At 43.0% G+C, this 18,621-nt stretch carries 19 protein-coding genes; 1 reads left to right on the plus strand and 18 read right to left on the minus strand.

From position 1 onward, the window contains the following. Positions 1-202 precede the first annotated feature (202 nt). The 15 genes from V7150_RS01220 to V7150_RS01290 all read right to left on the minus strand — a co-directional run bounded on the left by V7150_RS01220 (position 203) and on the right by V7150_RS01290 (position 14,640). Positions 203-1,246 (minus strand): L-threonylcarbamoyladenylate synthase, encoded by a 1,044-nt coding sequence (locus V7150_RS01220; protein WP_335512822.1) that lies wholly within the window; start codon positions 1,244-1,246, stop codon positions 203-205. A 185-nt stretch (positions 1,247-1,431) separates the two neighbouring features. Further along, on the minus strand, positions 1,432-1,878 hold the full coding sequence (locus V7150_RS01225) for a GNAT family N-acetyltransferase (RefSeq protein WP_335512825.1): 447 nt from the start codon (positions 1,876-1,878) through the stop codon (positions 1,432-1,434). A gap of 359 nt (positions 1,879-2,237) precedes the next feature. Further along, positions 2,238-3,191, minus strand: coding sequence for a stage II sporulation protein R (spoIIR, locus tag V7150_RS01230; protein WP_335512828.1), 954 nt, complete (start codon positions 3,189-3,191; stop codon positions 2,238-2,240). A 233-nt stretch (positions 3,192-3,424) separates the two neighbouring features. Continuing rightward, the gene (prmC, locus tag V7150_RS01235) at positions 3,425-4,405 is read right to left on the minus strand and encodes a peptide chain release factor N(5)-glutamine methyltransferase (RefSeq protein ID WP_335512829.1); all 981 of its coding nucleotides are present in this window, start codon (positions 4,403-4,405) and stop codon (positions 3,425-3,427) included. Next, a complete protein-coding gene (gene prfA / locus V7150_RS01240) occupies positions 4,398-5,471 on the minus strand; it encodes a peptide chain release factor 1 (RefSeq protein ID WP_335512916.1) in 1,074 nt (357 codons plus the stop codon). Before prfA ends, prmC begins: the two co-directional genes overlap by 8 nt. Positions 5,472-5,778: 307 nt before the next feature. Beyond that, complete coding sequence (locus tag V7150_RS01245; RefSeq protein ID WP_335512831.1) at positions 5,779-6,288, minus strand: hypothetical protein; 510 nt, start codon at positions 6,286-6,288, stop codon at positions 5,779-5,781. A 72-nt stretch (positions 6,289-6,360) separates the two neighbouring features. Next, positions 6,361-6,522, minus strand: coding sequence for a hypothetical protein (locus tag V7150_RS01250; protein ID WP_335512833.1), 162 nt, complete (start codon positions 6,520-6,522; stop codon positions 6,361-6,363). 110 nt (positions 6,523-6,632) lie between these two features. Then, positions 6,633-7,229: a thymidine kinase gene (locus tag V7150_RS01255; RefSeq protein ID WP_283920798.1), complete on the minus strand. Its 597-nt coding sequence runs from the start codon at positions 7,227-7,229 to the stop codon at positions 6,633-6,635. Between the two features lie 185 nt (positions 7,230-7,414). Continuing rightward, positions 7,415-7,621 carry a 50S ribosomal protein L31 gene (rpmE, locus tag V7150_RS01260; protein ID WP_335512836.1) on the minus strand — a complete coding sequence of 69 codons (207 nt, stop codon included), beginning with the start codon at positions 7,619-7,621 and terminating at the stop codon, positions 7,415-7,417. Positions 7,622-7,821: 200 nt separating this feature from the next. After that, on the minus strand, positions 7,822-9,087 hold the full coding sequence (gene rho / locus V7150_RS01265) for a transcription termination factor Rho (protein WP_335512838.1): 1,266 nt from the start codon (positions 9,085-9,087) through the stop codon (positions 7,822-7,824). Positions 9,088-9,468: 381 nt separating this feature from the next. Then, complete coding sequence (gene glpX / locus V7150_RS01270; RefSeq protein WP_335512840.1) at positions 9,469-10,431, minus strand: class II fructose-bisphosphatase; 963 nt, start codon at positions 10,429-10,431, stop codon at positions 9,469-9,471. Between the two features lie 152 nt (positions 10,432-10,583). Continuing rightward, complete coding sequence (locus V7150_RS01275; RefSeq protein WP_335512842.1) at positions 10,584-11,870, minus strand: UDP-N-acetylglucosamine 1-carboxyvinyltransferase; 1,287 nt, start codon at positions 11,868-11,870, stop codon at positions 10,584-10,586. A 279-nt stretch (positions 11,871-12,149) separates the two neighbouring features. Beyond that, positions 12,150-12,818, minus strand: coding sequence for a fructose-6-phosphate aldolase (fsa, locus tag V7150_RS01280; RefSeq protein ID WP_335512843.1), 669 nt, complete (start codon positions 12,816-12,818; stop codon positions 12,150-12,152). A 208-nt stretch (positions 12,819-13,026) separates the two neighbouring features. Next, positions 13,027-13,884: a class II fructose-bisphosphate aldolase gene (locus tag V7150_RS01285; protein WP_335512845.1), complete on the minus strand. Its 858-nt coding sequence runs from the start codon at positions 13,882-13,884 to the stop codon at positions 13,027-13,029. 384 nt (positions 13,885-14,268) lie between these two features. Beyond that, a complete protein-coding gene (locus V7150_RS01290) occupies positions 14,269-14,640 on the minus strand; it encodes a response regulator (RefSeq protein WP_283920804.1) in 372 nt (123 codons plus the stop codon). Between the two features lie 191 nt (positions 14,641-14,831). Between V7150_RS01290 and V7150_RS01295 the strand changes: the two genes are divergently transcribed. After that, positions 14,832-15,365: a DUF2529 domain-containing protein gene (locus V7150_RS01295; protein ID WP_335512849.1), complete on the plus strand. Its 534-nt coding sequence runs from the start codon at positions 14,832-14,834 to the stop codon at positions 15,363-15,365. A gap of 269 nt (positions 15,366-15,634) precedes the next feature. On the opposite strand, the gene V7150_RS01300 is transcribed toward V7150_RS01295, so the two are convergent. From V7150_RS01300 to V7150_RS01310, 3 genes are all read right to left on the minus strand, one after another. Continuing rightward, positions 15,635-17,230 (minus strand): CTP synthase, encoded by a 1,596-nt coding sequence (locus V7150_RS01300; RefSeq protein ID WP_335512850.1) that lies wholly within the window; start codon positions 17,228-17,230, stop codon positions 15,635-15,637. Between the two features lie 286 nt (positions 17,231-17,516). After that, complete coding sequence (rpoE, locus tag V7150_RS01305; RefSeq protein WP_335512853.1) at positions 17,517-18,092, minus strand: DNA-directed RNA polymerase subunit delta; 576 nt, start codon at positions 18,090-18,092, stop codon at positions 17,517-17,519. A 125-nt stretch (positions 18,093-18,217) separates the two neighbouring features. Continuing rightward, positions 18,218-18,403 carry a hypothetical protein gene (locus tag V7150_RS01310; RefSeq protein WP_335512855.1) on the minus strand — a complete coding sequence of 62 codons (186 nt, stop codon included), beginning with the start codon at positions 18,401-18,403 and terminating at the stop codon, positions 18,218-18,220. Positions 18,404-18,621 lie beyond the last annotated feature (218 nt).

The following is an 18,621-nucleotide window of genomic DNA, read 5'->3' on the forward strand; positions in this document are numbered from 1 at the left end:
TTGGACTAACTAACCTAATCATATGCACGTCCAAATAGAATTAGAAGTCGACTGGTGAAATGACTGTTGGTGCCTGACACCATTAACCACCGATCTATAATGAATAGATTGAAAAAGGTGCCTGACACCATTAATCATCTTTCTATAGTAGATAGCTGATAAACAGTGTCAGGCACCCATGAAAGGGATCCATCAAATAGCGTTATTCAATTATGAGTTTATTTCCCGCTGCTTTTTGCAGGCGGTTCATGATGGCGTATCCCACGCCAGTATTCGGGAACATCTCGCTAAAAATAACGTCGACGTTTTCCTGATTGAACTTGCGTAATGTGTCATAAAGCCCGGTAGCAACCGTCTCAAGCTCTGCCCGTCTGCCACAGGCCAGCACAAGATCAGCTTGATATACAGAAGCATTCTCCTCCGTCGTCAACACTCCGACCTTGAGCCCTTCCGAACGCTTTTCTTCTACTAGACTCTGGAGAAACTCCGCGGTGCCTGACACCATAAATAACGGGGCATTCGGTGCGTAGTGGCGATATTTCATTCCCGGGGCTTTAGGCCGGGCTGCTTCATCCGTTAAAGCGGCATCCACATGAACTTCCCCGACAGCGGCCTCGAGCTGCTCCTTTGTCACACCGCCTGGTCTTAAGATGACCGGAATCGTTTCAGTGCAATCGACGACTGTGGATTCGACGCCAACCCCAGTTGTCCCCCCGTCAAGCACGCCAGCAATTTTCCCATTTAAATCGTCCAATACATGTTCGGCGTTCGTTGGGCTCGGTTTGCCCGAGCTGTTCGCACTCGGTGCCGCAATCGGCAAGCCGCAGGTTTTCAACAACGCCAGTGCCACCGGATGATCTGGCATGCGCACCGCTACCGTTGCGAGTCCTGCTGTTGCTTTTTCCGAAAGTACGCCTTCTTTCTTTTTTAAAATAATCGTCAGGGGACCCGGCCAAAAAGCGTCCATTAACGTTTCAGCCATCACAGGAACTTCAGCAACAAATCTAGTAAGCTGCTCCCGTTCCGCAATATGAATAATTAACGGATTATCTCCAGGCCTTCCCTTTGCAGCGTAAATTTTCGCTACCGCTGCGTCACTTTCGGCATTGCCGCCAAGGCCGTAAACAGTCTCCGTCGGCATGGCCACCACTTCATTTTTTCTTAAGAAATTTGCTGCATCCACAACTTGTGGATTATTTTCAAGATTATCCACATACTTATCCACTTTCCATACCATTGTGTTCATTGTTATCCACCTTTATCCTCAATGAGTCTTTTATCGAAATATGGCGAATTTAGACGGAAAGACTCATATTTTTTCGCTGAGTACGTTTGAAAGTATAAAAGATGGTGGGGATAAAAACAAGTTTTATCCACAAATTGTGCATAAGTTGTTTGAAATAGTGGATAACTTTGTGGATATATCCACAATTATAAAGAAAATTTTAAAAATAACGAGTTATCCACACTTAAAACGTGTCGAATATGCTTTGAGTGGTAAAAGTCGGCAGGCAAATCCTCCCGGCCCAACCTTTGAAAGCCCATTAATTCAAAAAACGGTAAAGCCACGCTTTTATTAGTCGCCAATAACAAGCTTTTCATCCCTTTTTCCTTTGCCAATTGCATCATTTGATCAAACAAAATGAAAATTTCCTTATCAGCTTGTCCAGATGAAACCACGAGTGACCGCAAGAGCCCATTTTCACCAAATGCCTCCAAGCCAAGCGTGCCTCGGAGCGTACCGTCCTCGTTCTCTAGCAGCAGAAAATAGTCGACGGTTTCGTCTGTTAGGCCATCTGTCCCTAGGTTTGCCCGTGAAAGAAACTCTTGTAATCTGCCCAAATCCTGTTCATTAGCCTTGCGAATCAATGCCTCCATCCCATCCACCTCTTTTTAAGATTACTCTATTACTATGAAAAAATAGGAAAAATAGAACAGGTAGATACGCGAATCTATTAAAAAATCCAGTTCATCCCTCATAAAGGCATTTTTCAGTGGATTCCTCGTCTTTTACCCGGTGGTAAATCCTCGTTTATCTGCGGGTTTCTCTTCTTTTACCAGAAGGATAATCCTCATGTATCAGGAATTTCTCGTCTTTTACCTAGAGGAAAATCTTCGTTTATCAGCGGATTTCAATCTCTCTAAGGCAAATTAGCCAGTATTTATCTGCTAAGGTTGCTGCTCTAATTTTATAAAGGAAATAGAAAAACCAGCCCCGATTTGGAACTGGTTGTTTATTAAAAAATTTTCTCCCACATTTCAACGACGAAAAACTTCACCTTCACCGGCTCTTCATCTTCAGCTGTGTACACAGGAGCAGTCTTTTTAGTTTGCTTCTTCGGCTTTTTCACTTCAGCGTCTTTCACAGTCACTGCTTGTTTTTCTTTAACCGGACTGTTTTTGCTATTTTTACCGTCTTCAATCTCTGCCTTTTCCACATCTGGCGTAGCGGCTTCCTTTCCCAACGGCTTCACATCTTTTTTCATCGGCACTACATCCTCATTCACCGGGTCTACATCGTCATTCTCCAGCTCGACTTCCTCTTTTACCGGCGCCATTTCCTTTTTCTCCAGTGCCACTTCCACTTTCGCCTTCTCTACTTCTACCTCCGGCTCCGACACAGCTTCATTCTTACTCACCGTTTTTGCCTTCGCCACCTGCTTTTCTTCTTCAAAACCCTCGCTTACCGCAACTCCATTTGAAAAATCAAGGAAACATAATGGCGGGTATAGCACACACCACCAATTTGCGCCTTCCCCACTTCCCAATGTTATCAAGATGGCTTGATACTCTCCTGCCGGATATAAAAACTGGCCATATAATTTCGTTGGAAACTGAACTTTACCGAACTCGACCTTCACCGACTGATCCGACCCTTGTTCGTACACTACTTTTTCGGCAATCGCCTGAATTTCTGGAAGCCTCGCATTCATGACCTTTTTCGCTTCCTGCATCGAGGTTAAATCCTGCACCCAAAGGGTAATTTGCGCATTGACCGCATCGCGTACCTTACGTTTAATCGCCTGATCCTTTTCAAAATCACTATTTGCCAGAATCCTGAGGCGAATCGCTTCCCCTGGAATCACAATCGATTCCTTTGCCGCAGCTTCCGTTTTTGGCATATATAAACTCAACATCGTTCCCAATGATAACACCACTAAATAACCCCAAACTACTAATTTACTTCTCATTATTAAGCACCGTCCCTTCGCTATCTACATTGTGGACAAAATGCCAGAATCCTAAACTAGTAAATTTTAATATTTTTAGTGGATAGTGAGAGAATCAGTGAAAAACGAATTTGGTAAAGACCAACATCTCGTATACAGGCTTGATTATGCTCGTGTCTTGCACAACATTTTTTCCATGACCGGGCTGAGAATTGAATCTAATAAGTTTTTAATAAAGAAAAAAGCCTCGGGCGTTATACCCCGAAGCCAATTTCAGCAAATACCATGCGATCCTTGCCATTTATATCATTAACGATCTCTACTTTTACATCCTCGAATGCCTGTTGAAAAAGCTCCGCTACCGCTTCGCCCTGACCGGCCCCAATTTCAAAACATACGAGCGCGGCCGGCGCAAGCACCTGTGGCAGTTCGACCATAAAACGGCGATAAAAATCCAGGCCATCCTCACCAGCAAACAAAGCTCGATGCGGCTCATGCTCTGTTACGACCTCGGACATCGTTATCTGGTCACCAAGCGGAATATACGGCGGATTGGAGATGACCACATCGAACGCCCCGCCGATAAACGGCTTTAATAAATCACCTTGCACAAATTCAACCTCAGCTTGATGTCGGCGAGCATTCTCCTTCGCCACCTTCAAAGATTCCTTAGCAATATCTGAAGCAAATACCGTCAGCGATGGCTCTTCAGTTTTAGTGCCTCTCACCTTTTCTACTACCTCCGCAGTAGTATTGGTATCAGGCACCCTTTGCACTACCTCTGTAGTAGTATTTGTATCAGGCACCGTACTCGACGACCATTCGAGTTGCATGCTAATGGCAATCGCTCCACTGCCTGTTCCGATATCAACAAGCTTGATTTTCCGTTTGCATTCACCGAAAATCCGCTTCATCCTTTTAAGCGCGCCGTCCACGAGCTCCTCCGTCTCCGGCCTCGGGATCAGCACTTCTTCATTGACAATAAACATCCGGCCGTAAAATCCCTCCGACCCGATGATATATTGTACCGGTACACCCTTTGCATGCTCGAATACTGCTCGCTCAAAATCTTCCCAAACAGCCGCAGGGAAATCATCCCGAACATTAGCAAACAACTGCGCCCGCGACCACCCGGTAAAGTGCCGCAGCAACAGCTCCCCCGCATTCTCATCGCGATTCGCTTCAATTAAAAAAGAAGAAGCCCATTTTAGAGCTTCGAATACTTTTTTACTCATTTGAGGCATCTTCCAGTCTTCTCGCCTGGTCATCCATCACCAACGCATCAATAATTTCATCCAGTTTACCCTCAATGATTTGATCCAATTTTTGAATCGTCAATCCGATTCGGTGATCAGTCACTCGGTTTTGCGGGAAATTGTACGTCCGAATCCGCTCTGAACGGTCTCCGGTACCAACAGCTGACTTACGTACTTGATCATATTCCGCCTGTGCTTCCTGCTGGAACTTATCATACACACGTGCACGTAAAACCTTCATCGCCTTGTCTTTGTTTTTATGCTGCGATTTCTCATCCTGACACGAAACCACAATGCCGGTTGGAATGTGCGTCAAACGAACAGCTGACATCGTCGTATTAACGGACTGTCCGCCGGCGCCGCTAGAGGCAAACGCATCAAAACGGATATCCTTATCATGAATTTCAATTTCCACTTCTTCAGCTTCCGGCAAACACGCAACCGTCGCCGTAGACGTGTGAATCCGGCCGCCAGACTCGGTTTCCGGCACACGCTGCACACGGTGAGCCCCATTCTCATACTTCAATTTGGAGTATGCACCCGCACCATTAATCATAAAAATAATCTCTTTAAAGCCGCCAAGACCAGTCGGGTTCGCATCAATAACGTCCGTTTTCCAGCCCTGCGCCTCTGCATAGCGGCTGTACATGCGGTAAAGCGTACCAGCAAAAAGCGCCGCCTCTTCCCCGCCGGCTGCCCCGCGGATTTCAAAGATTACGTTCTTGTCATCATTTGGATCCTTTGGAATCAGAAGAATCTTCATGCGCGCCTCTAGTTCTTCAATCTGCGCTTCTAATTCATTAACTTCTTCCTTCACCATTTCACGCATCTCAGCATCCAGCTTTTCATCGAGCATCGCCTTGGCATCCTGAAGCTGCTCGCGAGCCTCTTTATATTGGCGGTATGTTTGTACAGTTTCCTGTATATCAGATTGTTCTTTTGAATATTCACGAAGTTTTTTTGTATCATTAATAATTTCTGGGTCGCTTAAAAGTTCATTCAACTTTTCATAGCGATCCTCCACCGATTGTAGACGATCAAACACAGTCATTCACCTCAAGTTTTAGTCCATAACATTCTAATTATAGTATAGGTGAAAACCAGCGTCAAAACCAAATTACGGGAGAAATTTTTTGATGGGATATCATTGAGGAGTTTTATTTTTAAAAATTTGCCTTGATGCCGCTCACAGAGTAAGAAAACGGATCTACATACCATCTACTTTGGACAAAAATCACCTAACAGAATAGGCGGTGTAAGCTGAACTTCAACTCATTTAAAAAAATATGTTCATTTTTTGCTGTGCTCAGCATCTTTCCTATAAAAAAACATGCCCTAAAAATCAGAGCATGTTACCGTCGATCTTCCTGCACCCGCACTTCAATATTGTATCTCGGTAAGGCCTGAACTAGTTTCCGATGAAGCCGTGCTTCTGCATCGACCCTTCCTCGGTCAGAAAGCATACCTTTTTTATAAACAGACACCCACATCCGGTCGCCATTCACCCAGACAGAGTCGACCACAAACTCATTCGTATCAGCAATGACTTGTTTGGCTTTGTCGATATCGTTGCCCTGATTTCCGGCACCAGCCTCTCCGCCGCTTCCCGTCCTATTCAGATCAAGGAAGTTCGGATTTTGATTAGTAACATCATCCTCTACTAAATGCTGCTGACTCTTACCTCGTCCGCCGTTGGTCATATTATCTAGAATATTTTGGTCATTATTACGGTTCGACATATAATTAGGAGCAGTACGGTCTTTACGCAGGTCGTAGGCTTCCTCTTTTGCACTGCGATTATTTTGACATCCGCTTACGGCAAACAACATAATAAGCGAAAGAAACATCCACTTCTTCAGCATATTACACCCCCTATTACTATCATGCCCGACAGGAGGTCGACCTTGCCGTGAGAAATCTTTCCACGCCTTCGGTTATTGGGGAATTCCGCCGACTTTTCCCTTTTTTCCGCCAACAGTTCTGGTATTCCCGCCAAAATTAAAATAATCCCGCCAAACCTCACGATTATTCCACCAAATTTTAAAATAAACCCACCAAACTCCATGAATCCATTCCAACACAAAAAAACTGCCCAAGAAACCAACTCTCAGACAGTGTTTACGTTATTAAGGGTGTCAGGCACCAATAACTGATCTCGAACAGTGTTTACGTTATTAAGGGTGTCAGGCACCCTTTTCGAAGGCACCTATCGGGCATTGACAGGTGTGGTTTTTGGGACTTCGTGGTGATGGCGACAACGGGGCTCGTAGGCCTCGGCTGCGCCGACCAATATGACTGGGTCGTGGTAGGATGCGGGACGACCATCAATAAGGCGCTGTGTCCGGCTTGATGGCGATCCGCAAACCGTGCAGACTGCCTGAAGCTTCGTTACAGATTCAGCGATGGCCATCAACGCCGGCATTTGACCAAACGGCTCGCCACGGAAATCCGTGTCGAGACCGGCACACACGACGCGATGACCGCTGTCAGCCAGCTGCTGAACCACCCGGACAATCCCTTCATCAAAAAATTGAATCTCATCAATCGCAATAATATCCATATCTGCTTCAACATGATGCAAAATCTCAATCGAATGGGAAATTGGCGTCGCATGAAAAGAAGAACCATTATGGGAAACTACACATTGGTCACTATAGCGATTATCAATTTTTGGCTTAAACACAGCTATTTTTTGTTTCGCAAATTGAGCTCGTCTGACACGGCGAATCAATTCCTCGGATTTCCCAGAAAACATACTGCCGCAGATAACCTCAACCCATCCGCTTTGCTTCATTAAATACATAAAACGGCGTCTCCTTCCTTAAAACGAACCCTTTAAACGATCTTTTTTTTATTATTAAACCGCTAATTACGTTTGCATCAACGCTCAGCAGCCTTTAAGTATTTAATCTACTATACATCTATGTCAACACGCATTTTTCTCAATAAAAAACAGGCAAGTCAAAGTTCTTGCCTGTTCCTCCGCAATTATTGTTGCTTAAGGCCGTATTTTTTGTTGAAACGGTCAACACGTCCGCCAGCTTCAGCGAATTTTTGACGACCAGTATAGAATGGATGACATTCTGAACAAGTTTCAACACGGATCTCTTTCTTAACAGAACCAGTTTCAAACGTGTTACCACATGCACATGTCACCGTAACTGTTTTATAATTTGGATGAATTCCTGCTTTCATTCTTTTCATCTCCTTCCGCCCTGAATCATTCGAAACAGAGTTATCTAAAGTGCTTGTCTAATCAAGCACTGAATTACTTAAAACACACTGCATCCATTATAGCAAGGCCATCCTAATTTTGCAAGTTGGGATTTGCTGGTTTCTTTTTTAAAAAGGAACCTAGAATTGTGACTGAACTAGAGGCAGTCCCAGTAATCAGCCTATGAACGTCTTGACTTCAATTCCTCGCCAATCTGTGAGAAAAATTCTTCATTTGATTTCGTTTGCCGTAATTTTTTCAAGAAGCGCTCAGCAAAGTCTGGAGAGTCTGACATGGACTTCCGAATCACCCATAATTTATCCAAATGATCCTTCGGAATCAGCAATTCTTCCTTACGCGTTCCAGAACGGCGGATATCAAGCGCAGGGAAAATTCGACGCTCAGCCAGCTGACGATCAAGATGAAGTTCCATGTTGCCTGTCCCTTTAAATTCCTCATAAATAACATCGTCCATCCGGGATCCGGTATCAACTAACGCCGTTGCAAGGATCGTCAAGCTGCCGCCCTCCTCGATATTACGTGCGGCACCGAAGAAACGCTTTGGACGGTGGAAAGCTGCTGGGTCAATCCCCCCGGAAAGTGTCCGGCCGCTTGGTGGAATCACGAGGTTATACGCACGTGCAAGACGCGTAATACTATCCATCAAAATAACGACATCGCGTTTGTGCTCGACTAAGCGCATCGCCCGATCAAGCACGAGCTCGGCCACTTTAATATGGTTTTCAGGTACCTCATCAAACGTGGAGCTGACGACATCGCCAGCAACAGAACGCTCGATGTCGGTTACCTCTTCCGGACGTTCGTCGATAAGCAGCACGATTAACTCGACATCAGGATGATTCGTCGTAATGCTGTTGGCGATTTCTTTCAATAGCATCGTTTTACCTGCCTTAGGAGGAGCCACAATAAGACCCCTTTGGCCAAAACCGACCGGTGCCACTAAATCCATTATCCTTGTTGAAAGGAATTTTGGATTCGTCTCCAGCTTCATTTGTCTATCTGGATAAAGCGGTGTTAATGCCGGAAAATAGACGCGTTCTTTCGCAGATTCCGGATCTTCGCCGTTTACAGCTTCAACATGCAGCAGTCCGTAATAACGTTCATTTTCTTTTGGAGGACGAACCTTACCGGAAACCTTGTCCCCATTACGAAGATCGAAACGACGGATTTGCGATGCTGAAATGTAAATATCCTCTGAACTTGGCGAATAGTTAATTGGCCGCAAGAATCCGAATCCTTCCGATTGGATGATTTCGAGGACACCTTCCATGAAGAAGTACCCTTGCTGTTCGGCACGAGATTTTAAAATTGCAAAAATTAATTCTTTTTTCGTTAATTTGCTGTAATAGGTCACTTTAAATTCGCGGGCAAGCTCATAAAGTTCCTTCAGCTTCATATTTTCTAAACTTGAAATTGTTAAGTCCATTTGTACACCACACTTTAAAATTTTTCCATCAAACCGCTTATTTTTTAGGCAGCGGGAGATTGTGAGTAAAAAATAAAAATTAAGAGATTAGAGGAATTGAAATGGAAGTAGAAAAGAAATGAATAGAATTGCAGATATTATACATACTAAAAACAATTACTATTTTACCCTCTGAACAAAAAATTAATCAACTACATTTATTTATTTCACCCGTTGGAAATTTTTTCTGGCGGGGGGTTAATTCAACATCCTCTAGAAGTAACCGGAGTTTCGGTGCCTGATTAATACCAATAACACTATCTTCGTAATGCTATTGGTGCCTGACACCATTTGCACTATCTGCATGCAATTATTGGTGCCCGACACCATTTTTTTAAGGCTTTATTTGATTACTAAATTTGGTTTTTTCTTTAGGCTGTGGCGGCCTTCGATGAAGCGGACGGTGCCTGATTTGGCGCGCATGACGACGGAGTGTGTTGAGCCGTAAGAGCCTTTGAATTGCACACCGCGTAAAAGTTCACCGTCTGTAACACCGGTAGCTGCAAAAATAGCGTCATCGCCTTTCACAAGGTCGTCCATCCTTAATACACGACTCACATCCAAGCCCATTTTGACGCAGCGTTCAAGTTCAGCATCACTTTGCGGTAATAATTTTCCCATGATTTCCCCGCCGAGACATTTGAGGGCAACGGCCGAAAGCACACCCTCTGGCGCACCGCCTGAACCAAAGAGAATATCGACACCGGTGTTATCGAAAGCTGTATTGATGGCGCCGGCGACATCGCCGTCGTTGATGAGTTTAATCCGTGCTCCGGCTTCACGAAGCTGGGCAATGATATGTTCATGGCGCGGACGATTCAAGACGGTTGCCACAACATCCTCAATATCCTTGTTTTTCGCCTTCGCCACGGCTTTAAGGTTGTCCAAAACAGACGCATTAATATCGACACACCCAACTGCTTCAGGGCCAACAGCGATTTTTTCCATATACATATCCGGTGCATGCAGGAGATTGCCATGATCGGCAACAGCAAGAACGGCTAAGGCATTCCAGCCGCCCGAAGCTAAAATATTGGTGCCTTCAAGCGGATCAACTGCAACATCGACACGCGGGCCGTAGCCAGTACCAAGCTTTTCCCCAATATAGAGCATTGGTGCCTCATCCATTTCCCCTTCACCAATAACGACCGTTCCTTTCATTGGAACGGTGTCAAACACATCACGCATCGCAGAGGTTGCTGCACCGTCAGCTTCATCCTTCTTCCCGCGGCCCATCCAGCGGGCTGAAGCAAGGGCAGCCCCTTCTGTGACACGGACAAGTTCCATCGTTAAACTTCTTTCCATCAGTTTCCATCTCCCATTTTCACTTTTGCCTATCTAAGTAGAAATTACCATTTTTTCTTTTAGTAGTAATTCAGCAAATACGTAAGGTACGAAACCTATCATAAAAAGTCAGCAGTCCTTTTCGAGAAGCCTTCCAAAATACCTCGAAAAGGTTATGTGTTTTTCAGGTGTTCTACTTCTTCCTTTGTCAGTGTTTCCCGCCAAACGGTTGCACCAAGGCCGTTTAATTTTTCAACGAGATTGCTGTAGCCGCGGTCAATATGCTCAAGTCCGGTGACTTCAGTAATTCCTTCAGCAATGAGACCTGCGATGACGAGTGCTGCGCCAGCTCTCAGGTCGCTTGCCTTTACTTTAGCACCATTGAGCTGCACAGGTCCGTTAATGATCGCGGAACGTCCTTCAACCTTTATATTAGCATTCATTCTTCTTAGTTCATCAATATGTTTAAAACGGGCACCGTAAATAGTATCGGTAACAACGCTAGAGCCTGTAGCTTTTGTTAAAAGAGTCGTAAATGGCTGCTGCAGATCAGTAGGGAATCCAGGATGCACGAGCGTTTTAATATCAACCGCTTTCAATTTTGCCGAGCCGTCCACAAACACCTGATCATCCCCAGATTCAATGTACACGTCCATCTCACGGAGCTTAGCAATCAGCGATTCTAAGTGCTGAGGAATCACATTATCGATCAATACCCCTTCACCAACAGCGGCACCTAAAATCATGTACGTCCCTGCTTCAATTCGGTCAGGAATAATCGTGTGACGGCATCCGTGTAAAGTATCCACACCATCAATCCGTATCACATCGGTTCCAGCCCCTTTAATTTTTGCCCCCATATTCGTTAACAGTGTGGCAACATCAATGATTTCCGGCTCTTTTGCGGCATTTTCTATAATGGTCCGTCCTTTTGCCCGTACCGCAGCAAGCATAATATTGATCGTCGCACCAACGCTGACAACGTCAAGGTAAATGCGGGCACCGCGAAGTTCATCCGCACGCAAATAAATTGCACCTTGCTCGTTCGTTATTTGAGCGCCTAGTGCTTCGAAGCCTTTAATGTGCTGATCGATTGGCCTTGGTCCTAGATGACAGCCGCCCGGCAGACCAATGACCGCCTTTTTAAAGCGTCCGAGCATAGCCCCCATTAAATAATAGGACGCGCGCAGCATCTTTACTTTACCGTTTGGCAGCGGCATGGAAATCATCGTCGAGGGATCAACCGTCATTTCATCTTCCGTGATCTTGACTTTGCCGCCGATTTCTTCAAGCAGGTCTTTCAAGATTTCCACGTCAGAAATATGTGGCAGCCCTTCGATAGTCACTGGAGATTCTGCTAAAATGGTTGCTGGAATTAAGGCGACCGCGCTATTTTTTGCGCCGCTGATGCGAACCGTTCCCTTTAACGGATATCCGCCCGCAATTTTAAGTTTTTCCATTTTCGACTCCCTTCTAAGCCCTATGTATGTCATGATTGATGAATGGAATAGGACTTTAATTTTTTTCGTAAGCACAAGTCTAAGGCTCGAAAGACTTACCTGACGACGTTTACGCTTTTTTTAAAAGTCCCCTTGTATCAAACAAAGCTCTAGGTATATTTTTCCAACACTAAAAGCCAAATTCCGACAGCTTGTCTATTCTTTAGTTTACACGAAAATTCTATTTTCATGTATCCAAATTAAAAAAATTTGCACGAAAATGGAAAAAACGTGAAATTTCTATGCGTTTGTGTGAGCATTCCAGTCTTTTAGGAAGCCTTCCATACCTTTATCGGTCAATGGATGCTTGGTTAGCTGTTCAATAACTTTGTAAGGAATGGTTGCAATGTGAGCACCTGCCATAGCTACACGTGTTACATGGTCTGGATGTCGAACAGATGCAGCAATGATTTGGGCATCTAAGTTATGGATACGGAATAATTCTGCTATTTTCTTTACTAATAGTACACCATCTTCAGAAATATCATCTAAACGACCTAAGAATGGTGAAACATATGCTGCGCCTGCACGTGCTGCTAAAAGTGCTTGGTTAACCGTGAAGATTAGTGTTACATTGACTTTAACACCTTTTTTTGCAAGATAACGAGTGGTCTCTAAGCCTGCTACTGTCATTGGAACTTTGATGGTGACTTTTTCATCCCCGCCATTAATTTTGATTAGTTCTTCAGCTTCTGCAATCATCTCTTCAGCTGTTTCGGCATAAGGTGAAACTTCTGCAGATACAGATTCAACTTCAGGTACTGCTTGTAAAATTTCCTCGATTCGATCCTCGAATTTCACACCTTCTTTAGCAACTAAAGAAGGGTTTGTTGTTACACCAGATAAAACTCCCATTTTATAAGCCTTTTTAATATCAGCTAAATTTGCTGTATCAATAAAAAATTTCATGTTTTTCCCTCCAGATTTCGACTAAATTTTCAGTTTCTTATTTACACACTGAAACCGCCCTCTTGCAAAGGGCGGTTTTCATATTATCACAATTACAATAAATTTCCAAAAGGTGCCTGGCACCTTTTGGAATAAATATCCAATTTTCTGCATCGATTATTGTTCAGCGGCTGCCGAACAATTATAAATGGCGCTTTCGCTTTTCTTATTACGCTTTGTTTGATGAACCGAATTCGCGCATTTTGCCGATGACAGTTTCTTTGATGGCGTCACGAGCTGGGCCTAAATATTTACGTGGATCATATTCGTTTGGTTTTGCGGCTAAAACTTCACGGACAGCCTTTGCAGAAGTAATTTGATTTTCTGTGTTTACGTTGATTTTAGCTGTACCAAGGGAAATCGATTTTTGGATATCCTTTGTTGGGATTCCAGTACCGCCGTGAAGGACTAATGGTACACCGGTAAGGTTGCCGATTTCTTCCATTTCTTTGAAACCAAGTTTTGGTTCGCCTTTGTATGGGCCATGAACAGAACCTAATGCTGGAGCAAGGCAGTCAATGCCAGTTTGTTTTACAAGCTCGACACATTCATTTGCATCTGCATACTTAATGCCATCAGCTACAACATCGTCCTCTTGTCCGCCAACAGTTCCGAGTTCCGCTTCAACGGAAACACCTTTAGCGTGAGCATACTCAACCACTTTTAAAGTTGTTTCCACATTTTCTTTAAATGGGTGGTGGGAAGCATCAATCATAACAGATGTGAAGCCGGCATCAATGGCTTCTTTACATTTGTCAAAGCTTGAACCGTGGTCAAGGTGAATCGCCACAGGAACAGTAATTTTATAATCTTCTAATAATCCTTCTACCATTTTTACACAAGTTTTGAAACCACCGATATAGCGGCCTGCACCTTCAGAAACACCAAGAATTACTGGTGATTTTTCTTCCTCGGCAGCTTGAAGAATTGCCTGGGTAAATTCTAAGTTATTAATGTTAAATTGCCCAACAGCGTAGCCTTCCGCCTTCGCTTTATTAAGCATGTCTTTCATAGATACTAAAGGCATTTCTCTTCCTCCTTAAATTAGGTTGATATCATCTCGAAACAGGGTCTTCCATTAAAGGTTTTCCCTCTGATTTGACGTTTATGTATAAATCGAAAATGATATTCAGCCTGTAAAAAGTTCATATGTATCATAACAAAACGACGGAGGAAATTCCATTATTCAAACACAGTTTTTTAAACTGTCACAATGAAAGCGTCGCCATTTTTCTTTCAGCTTTTTGGGGATGATTTTTGGAAATATTACTGAGCTTTTTTAAAAGAAAATACTGCTAATTTGGCTGGCTTTAAAATTTATACCGACTGTTGAAACCTTTCAAACAATATTACGCTGACAAGTTAGAAATTTTAAAAATAGACTACCACTAGAAAACCTTAGCTTCCGGTATTAATTCGCTTTTTGCGGAATATGTTTGCGAACAGCTGCCCTGATATCATCAATGTCAAAAGGCTTTGCGAAATGGGTTATCGCACCAAGGTCTTTGGCTTCTTGAATCATATCCAATTCACCGTAGGCAGTCATGATAATGACACGAATATCTGGGTCAATGACTTTCATTCGTTTTAAAATTTCAATTCCATCCATTCCCGGTATTTTCATATCAAGCAGAACAAGGTCGGGATCATGCTTTGTGACAATGTCCAGTGCCTGAATGCCATTAGCTGCCTGAAATGTTTGATACCCCTCTTTTTGAAACACCTCATTTAGCAAAATTCGAATACCAAATTGATCGTCTACAATTAAAATTTTTTCTTTCATTAACTCCACCTCTTCCTTGATTTTATTAAATTAACTAACCCCTATACATATCATTTGTAAATATTCTACTTAGAGGAGTAAATTTCCTGCCTGTTTTTTGCTCCAATAGTGTTATTCTGTGGAAATTAGCAATTATTTTTGCCTGTTCAGGAAAAAGCTTATAATAGGGATGGTGATAAGGAGGGTTTTTTATGTTAAAAATGTTTACTACCCAATTAACAGGCGTGTTTAAAAAAATAAATGAAAAAGAGGAGTTTTCGTTTGAGGACGGGGCCCGTTTACTTGCCCAAGCTCCAGTTGGAGACGGGTCAATCTATATTTTTGGCACGAAGGAAATGAAGGCTGTCGAATATGAGGCACTAGAAGGTGCCGAGCCGTTTAAGGGGGCGAAGGTGCTGACATCGGCAGGTGTTGACGAACTTAGCGGATCCGACCGCGTCCTGATTTTTACTCGTACCTCCTTCGATAAGGACGCATTAGCGCTGGCGGTGCAGCTCCGAGAAAAAAGGGTTCCATTCGTTGCTGTTACTACGGTGATGGAGCCTGATGCTGACGATGATTTAGTGGAATTTGCTGATGTTCATATCGATTTACGGCTGACAAAAGGCCTACTGCCCGATGATTTTGGAAACCGTTATGGTTATCCGTCCTCGATGGCGGCTTTATTCGTTTATTATGGCCTGAAATTTATAATTGATGAGATGTTAGCGGAATATGAAGAGTAAAACGGCCCTGTAAATGGGGCCTTTTTTTATTCTACAGCTCATTTTTTGTTTATGGCTGATTTTTCCGATACTTTAGCTCATTCTCCTAAAGTTTCGGCTCATTATTTCCGATAATTGGCCCATTTCCCTAAGGTTCCTGCTCATTATTTCAGATTTTTGGCCTACTTTATAATAAACATTTATTATCATTTTTACCACAAAAAAAAGACCAATCCCCCCAAAAAGGAGAACTGGTCCACAACCAATTTACAATTTTTGACCGATCTAACTTACTTCTGTATCGTTGCCTTAATAAAATCTCTAAACAACGGCTGCGGGCGCGTTGGTCTTGAAACAAATTCCGGATGGAACTGGGAAGCCACGAACCATGGGTGATCCGTAAGCTCAATGATTTCAACCAAACGGCCGTCTGGGCTTGTACCAGAGAAAACAAAGCCGTGTGCTTCCATTTCTTGACGATAATGATTGTTAAATTCATAACGGTGACGATGACGCTCATACACTACTTCATCCTCATAGGCAGCATATGCCTTCGTTCCTTCAATCAAACGGCAAGGATATAGACCTAAACGAAGTGTGCCCCCTAAGTCCTCAACATCCTTCTGCTCTGGAAGTAAATCAATAATTGGATGTGCAGTCTCAGGCACAAATTCTGCTGAATGCGCATCTTTATACCCTAGAACATTTCGAGCGAATTCAATCGTTGCCAGCTGCATACCTAAACAAATACCAAGGAATGGTTTCTTCGTTTCACGCGCATAGCGGGTTGCTTCAATTTTCCCTTCTATCCCACGGTCACCAAAGCCTCCAGGAACAAGCACTCCATCCACATCATGAAGCAGCTCTGCTACATTTTCTCTTGTAACCTCTTCTGAATTAATCCACTTAATTTCCACATCATTATCAAAAGTATAACCGGCATGCTTCATCGCTTCAACTACAGAGATATAGGCATCTTGCAGCTCTACATATTTCCCGACAAGACCGATGCGCGTTTTGTTCGATAGGTTCAGAACACGGTCCACTAACGCCTTCCACTCGGTCATATCTGCTTTATTCGTATCTAATTTCAGATGGTCACAGACAATTTGGTCCATATTTTGCTCTTGAAGTGCAAGCGGGATCGAATAAAGGGTATCCGCATCCTGGCATTCGATGACTGCTTTCGCATCGATATCACAGAACAAGGCAAGTTTGTCCTTCATGTCTTGTGAAACCGGCATTTCTGTACGCACCACGATAATATTTGGCTGAATACCAAGGCTGCGCAACTCTTTTACACTGTGCTGTGTCGGTTTTGTCTTCATTTCCCCTGCAGCTTTGATGTACGGGATTAGCGTACAGTGAATATACATTACATTGTCACGGCCGATATCACTTTTAATTTGGCGAATGGCTTCTAAAAATGGCAGTGATTCGATATCACCAACCGTACCACCGATTTCCGTGATAACAACATCGGCATTTGTCTCCTTGCCGGCACGGAAAACGCGATCCTTAATTTCATTCGTAATGTGTGGAATAACCTGTACAGTTCCCCCTAAGTAATCGCCGCGGCGTTCTTTTCTGAGCACTGACGAATAAATTTTTCCAGTCGTTACGTTAGAATACTTGTTTAAATTGATATCAATAAAGCGCTCATAGTGACCTAAATCCAAGTCTGTTTCCGCACCATCATCGGTCACGAATACTTCACCATGCTGATATGGGCTCATCGTTCCCGGGTCGACGTTAATATATGGGTCGAATTTTTGTATTGTTACATTCAAGCCACGGTTTTTCAAGAGGCGCCCAAGAGAGGACGCGGTAATTCCTTTTCCGAGTGAGGAAACAACCCCACCGGTTACAAAAATATACTTTGTCATAAATATTCCCCTTTCAGTTACAGTTTGTACATTATTAGGTTGTTTAAGGACTTTTTGTAAAAATAATTTTCCCTATTGCTCCAAAAACGAAAAAACTCCTTTATACGGGAGTTTTTTAAAAATAAAAAGCGCTCCTTCTCGCTATTGCAAGGGAGCGCATATAAGTAAATAGTAATTCGTCCTTTTTTAAGGAGCCCAAAAAAGATAATACAAGGGCTAGAATAAAAAGTCAAGTAGTTTCCTCTTCAAGGGTAAATCGACACGGTCGATTCCGATCGAAAAAGAATTACAAGTCTTCCTCTTCTTTCTCGTCTTTCTCGTCGCCAAATTCTTCTTCTTCTTCTTCTTCTTCATCAAGAGCTTCGTCTTCATCCAGCTCAAATTCTTCATCTTCCTCAATGACGTCATCATCGTCATCTTCGTCAAATTCATCGACTTCGTCAAGATCGAGATCCTCTTCATCATCTAGAAGATCGTCTTCATCGGCAAAATCATCGAGTTCATCATAATCTTCATCTTCAATTTCATCGAAATCTTCTTCCTCGACAACCTTCTTCGCCTTTTTCTTCTTCGTTTTAACGGATGGAACCAATTCTTCCTCCGCCGAATCGACAGGATACCAAACGCGGAGTCCCCAACGGTTTTCTCCTAGTGAGCGGAAGCGGCCATCGATGTTGATGTCCGTATAAAATTGTGCCAAGCGGGATCTGATCTCTTGTTCAGAAATATCAGCAGCTGCTTGAATCTCTTTTACTAATTCATTAAATGAGATTGGCTGTTTGCTATTTTTTAAAAATTCATAAGCCATTTCGATGAGGGATAACTCTTGTAATTCCTCTTTTGAGTATTGTGCTAAACTCAATATTGGCACTTCCTTTCTCTATTTAACACTCTCTTATCGAGTAGTTAAGGGCATTTCTCCCATTTTGCATATTCTTCATTATAAACAAATTCTTGCTGTTTATGCTAGTTCTAGTTGGACAATCACTAGATTTTTTCCCTCGGCGATTCTTTTTCCTTCTGTGCCCTTAGTTTTTTTGTCTCCTTAATCGTAATGACAAGGAAAAAGATGGCCAGCAACAGGAAAGAGACGGCACCTAATTGAAGTTGATAGAGATAGTATAATGGCCAGGCAAAAATGATTAAAACAATAATTATGTGACTAGCTTTCATCTGTACTCACCTGCCTGTATTCCCTTAGAAGTTTGAACGATATTTTGATTATATAAGATAAATGATTATTTTAATATCTCCAAGAAAAATAAATTTACTAAAAAAATACAATGGCTTATAGGTAAAAGCCATTGTATATAAAAAATGTATACTAAATCAACTTTGAGAATTGTTCAGCTTCTGCGATACTGGTGAGGGTGCCTTACACCTTTTACCTT

The sequence above is a fragment of the Neobacillus drentensis genome (genome assembly GCF_036965245.1).
Lineage (GTDB): Bacteria > Bacillota > Bacilli > Bacillales > Cytobacillaceae > Neobacillus > Neobacillus drentensis_G.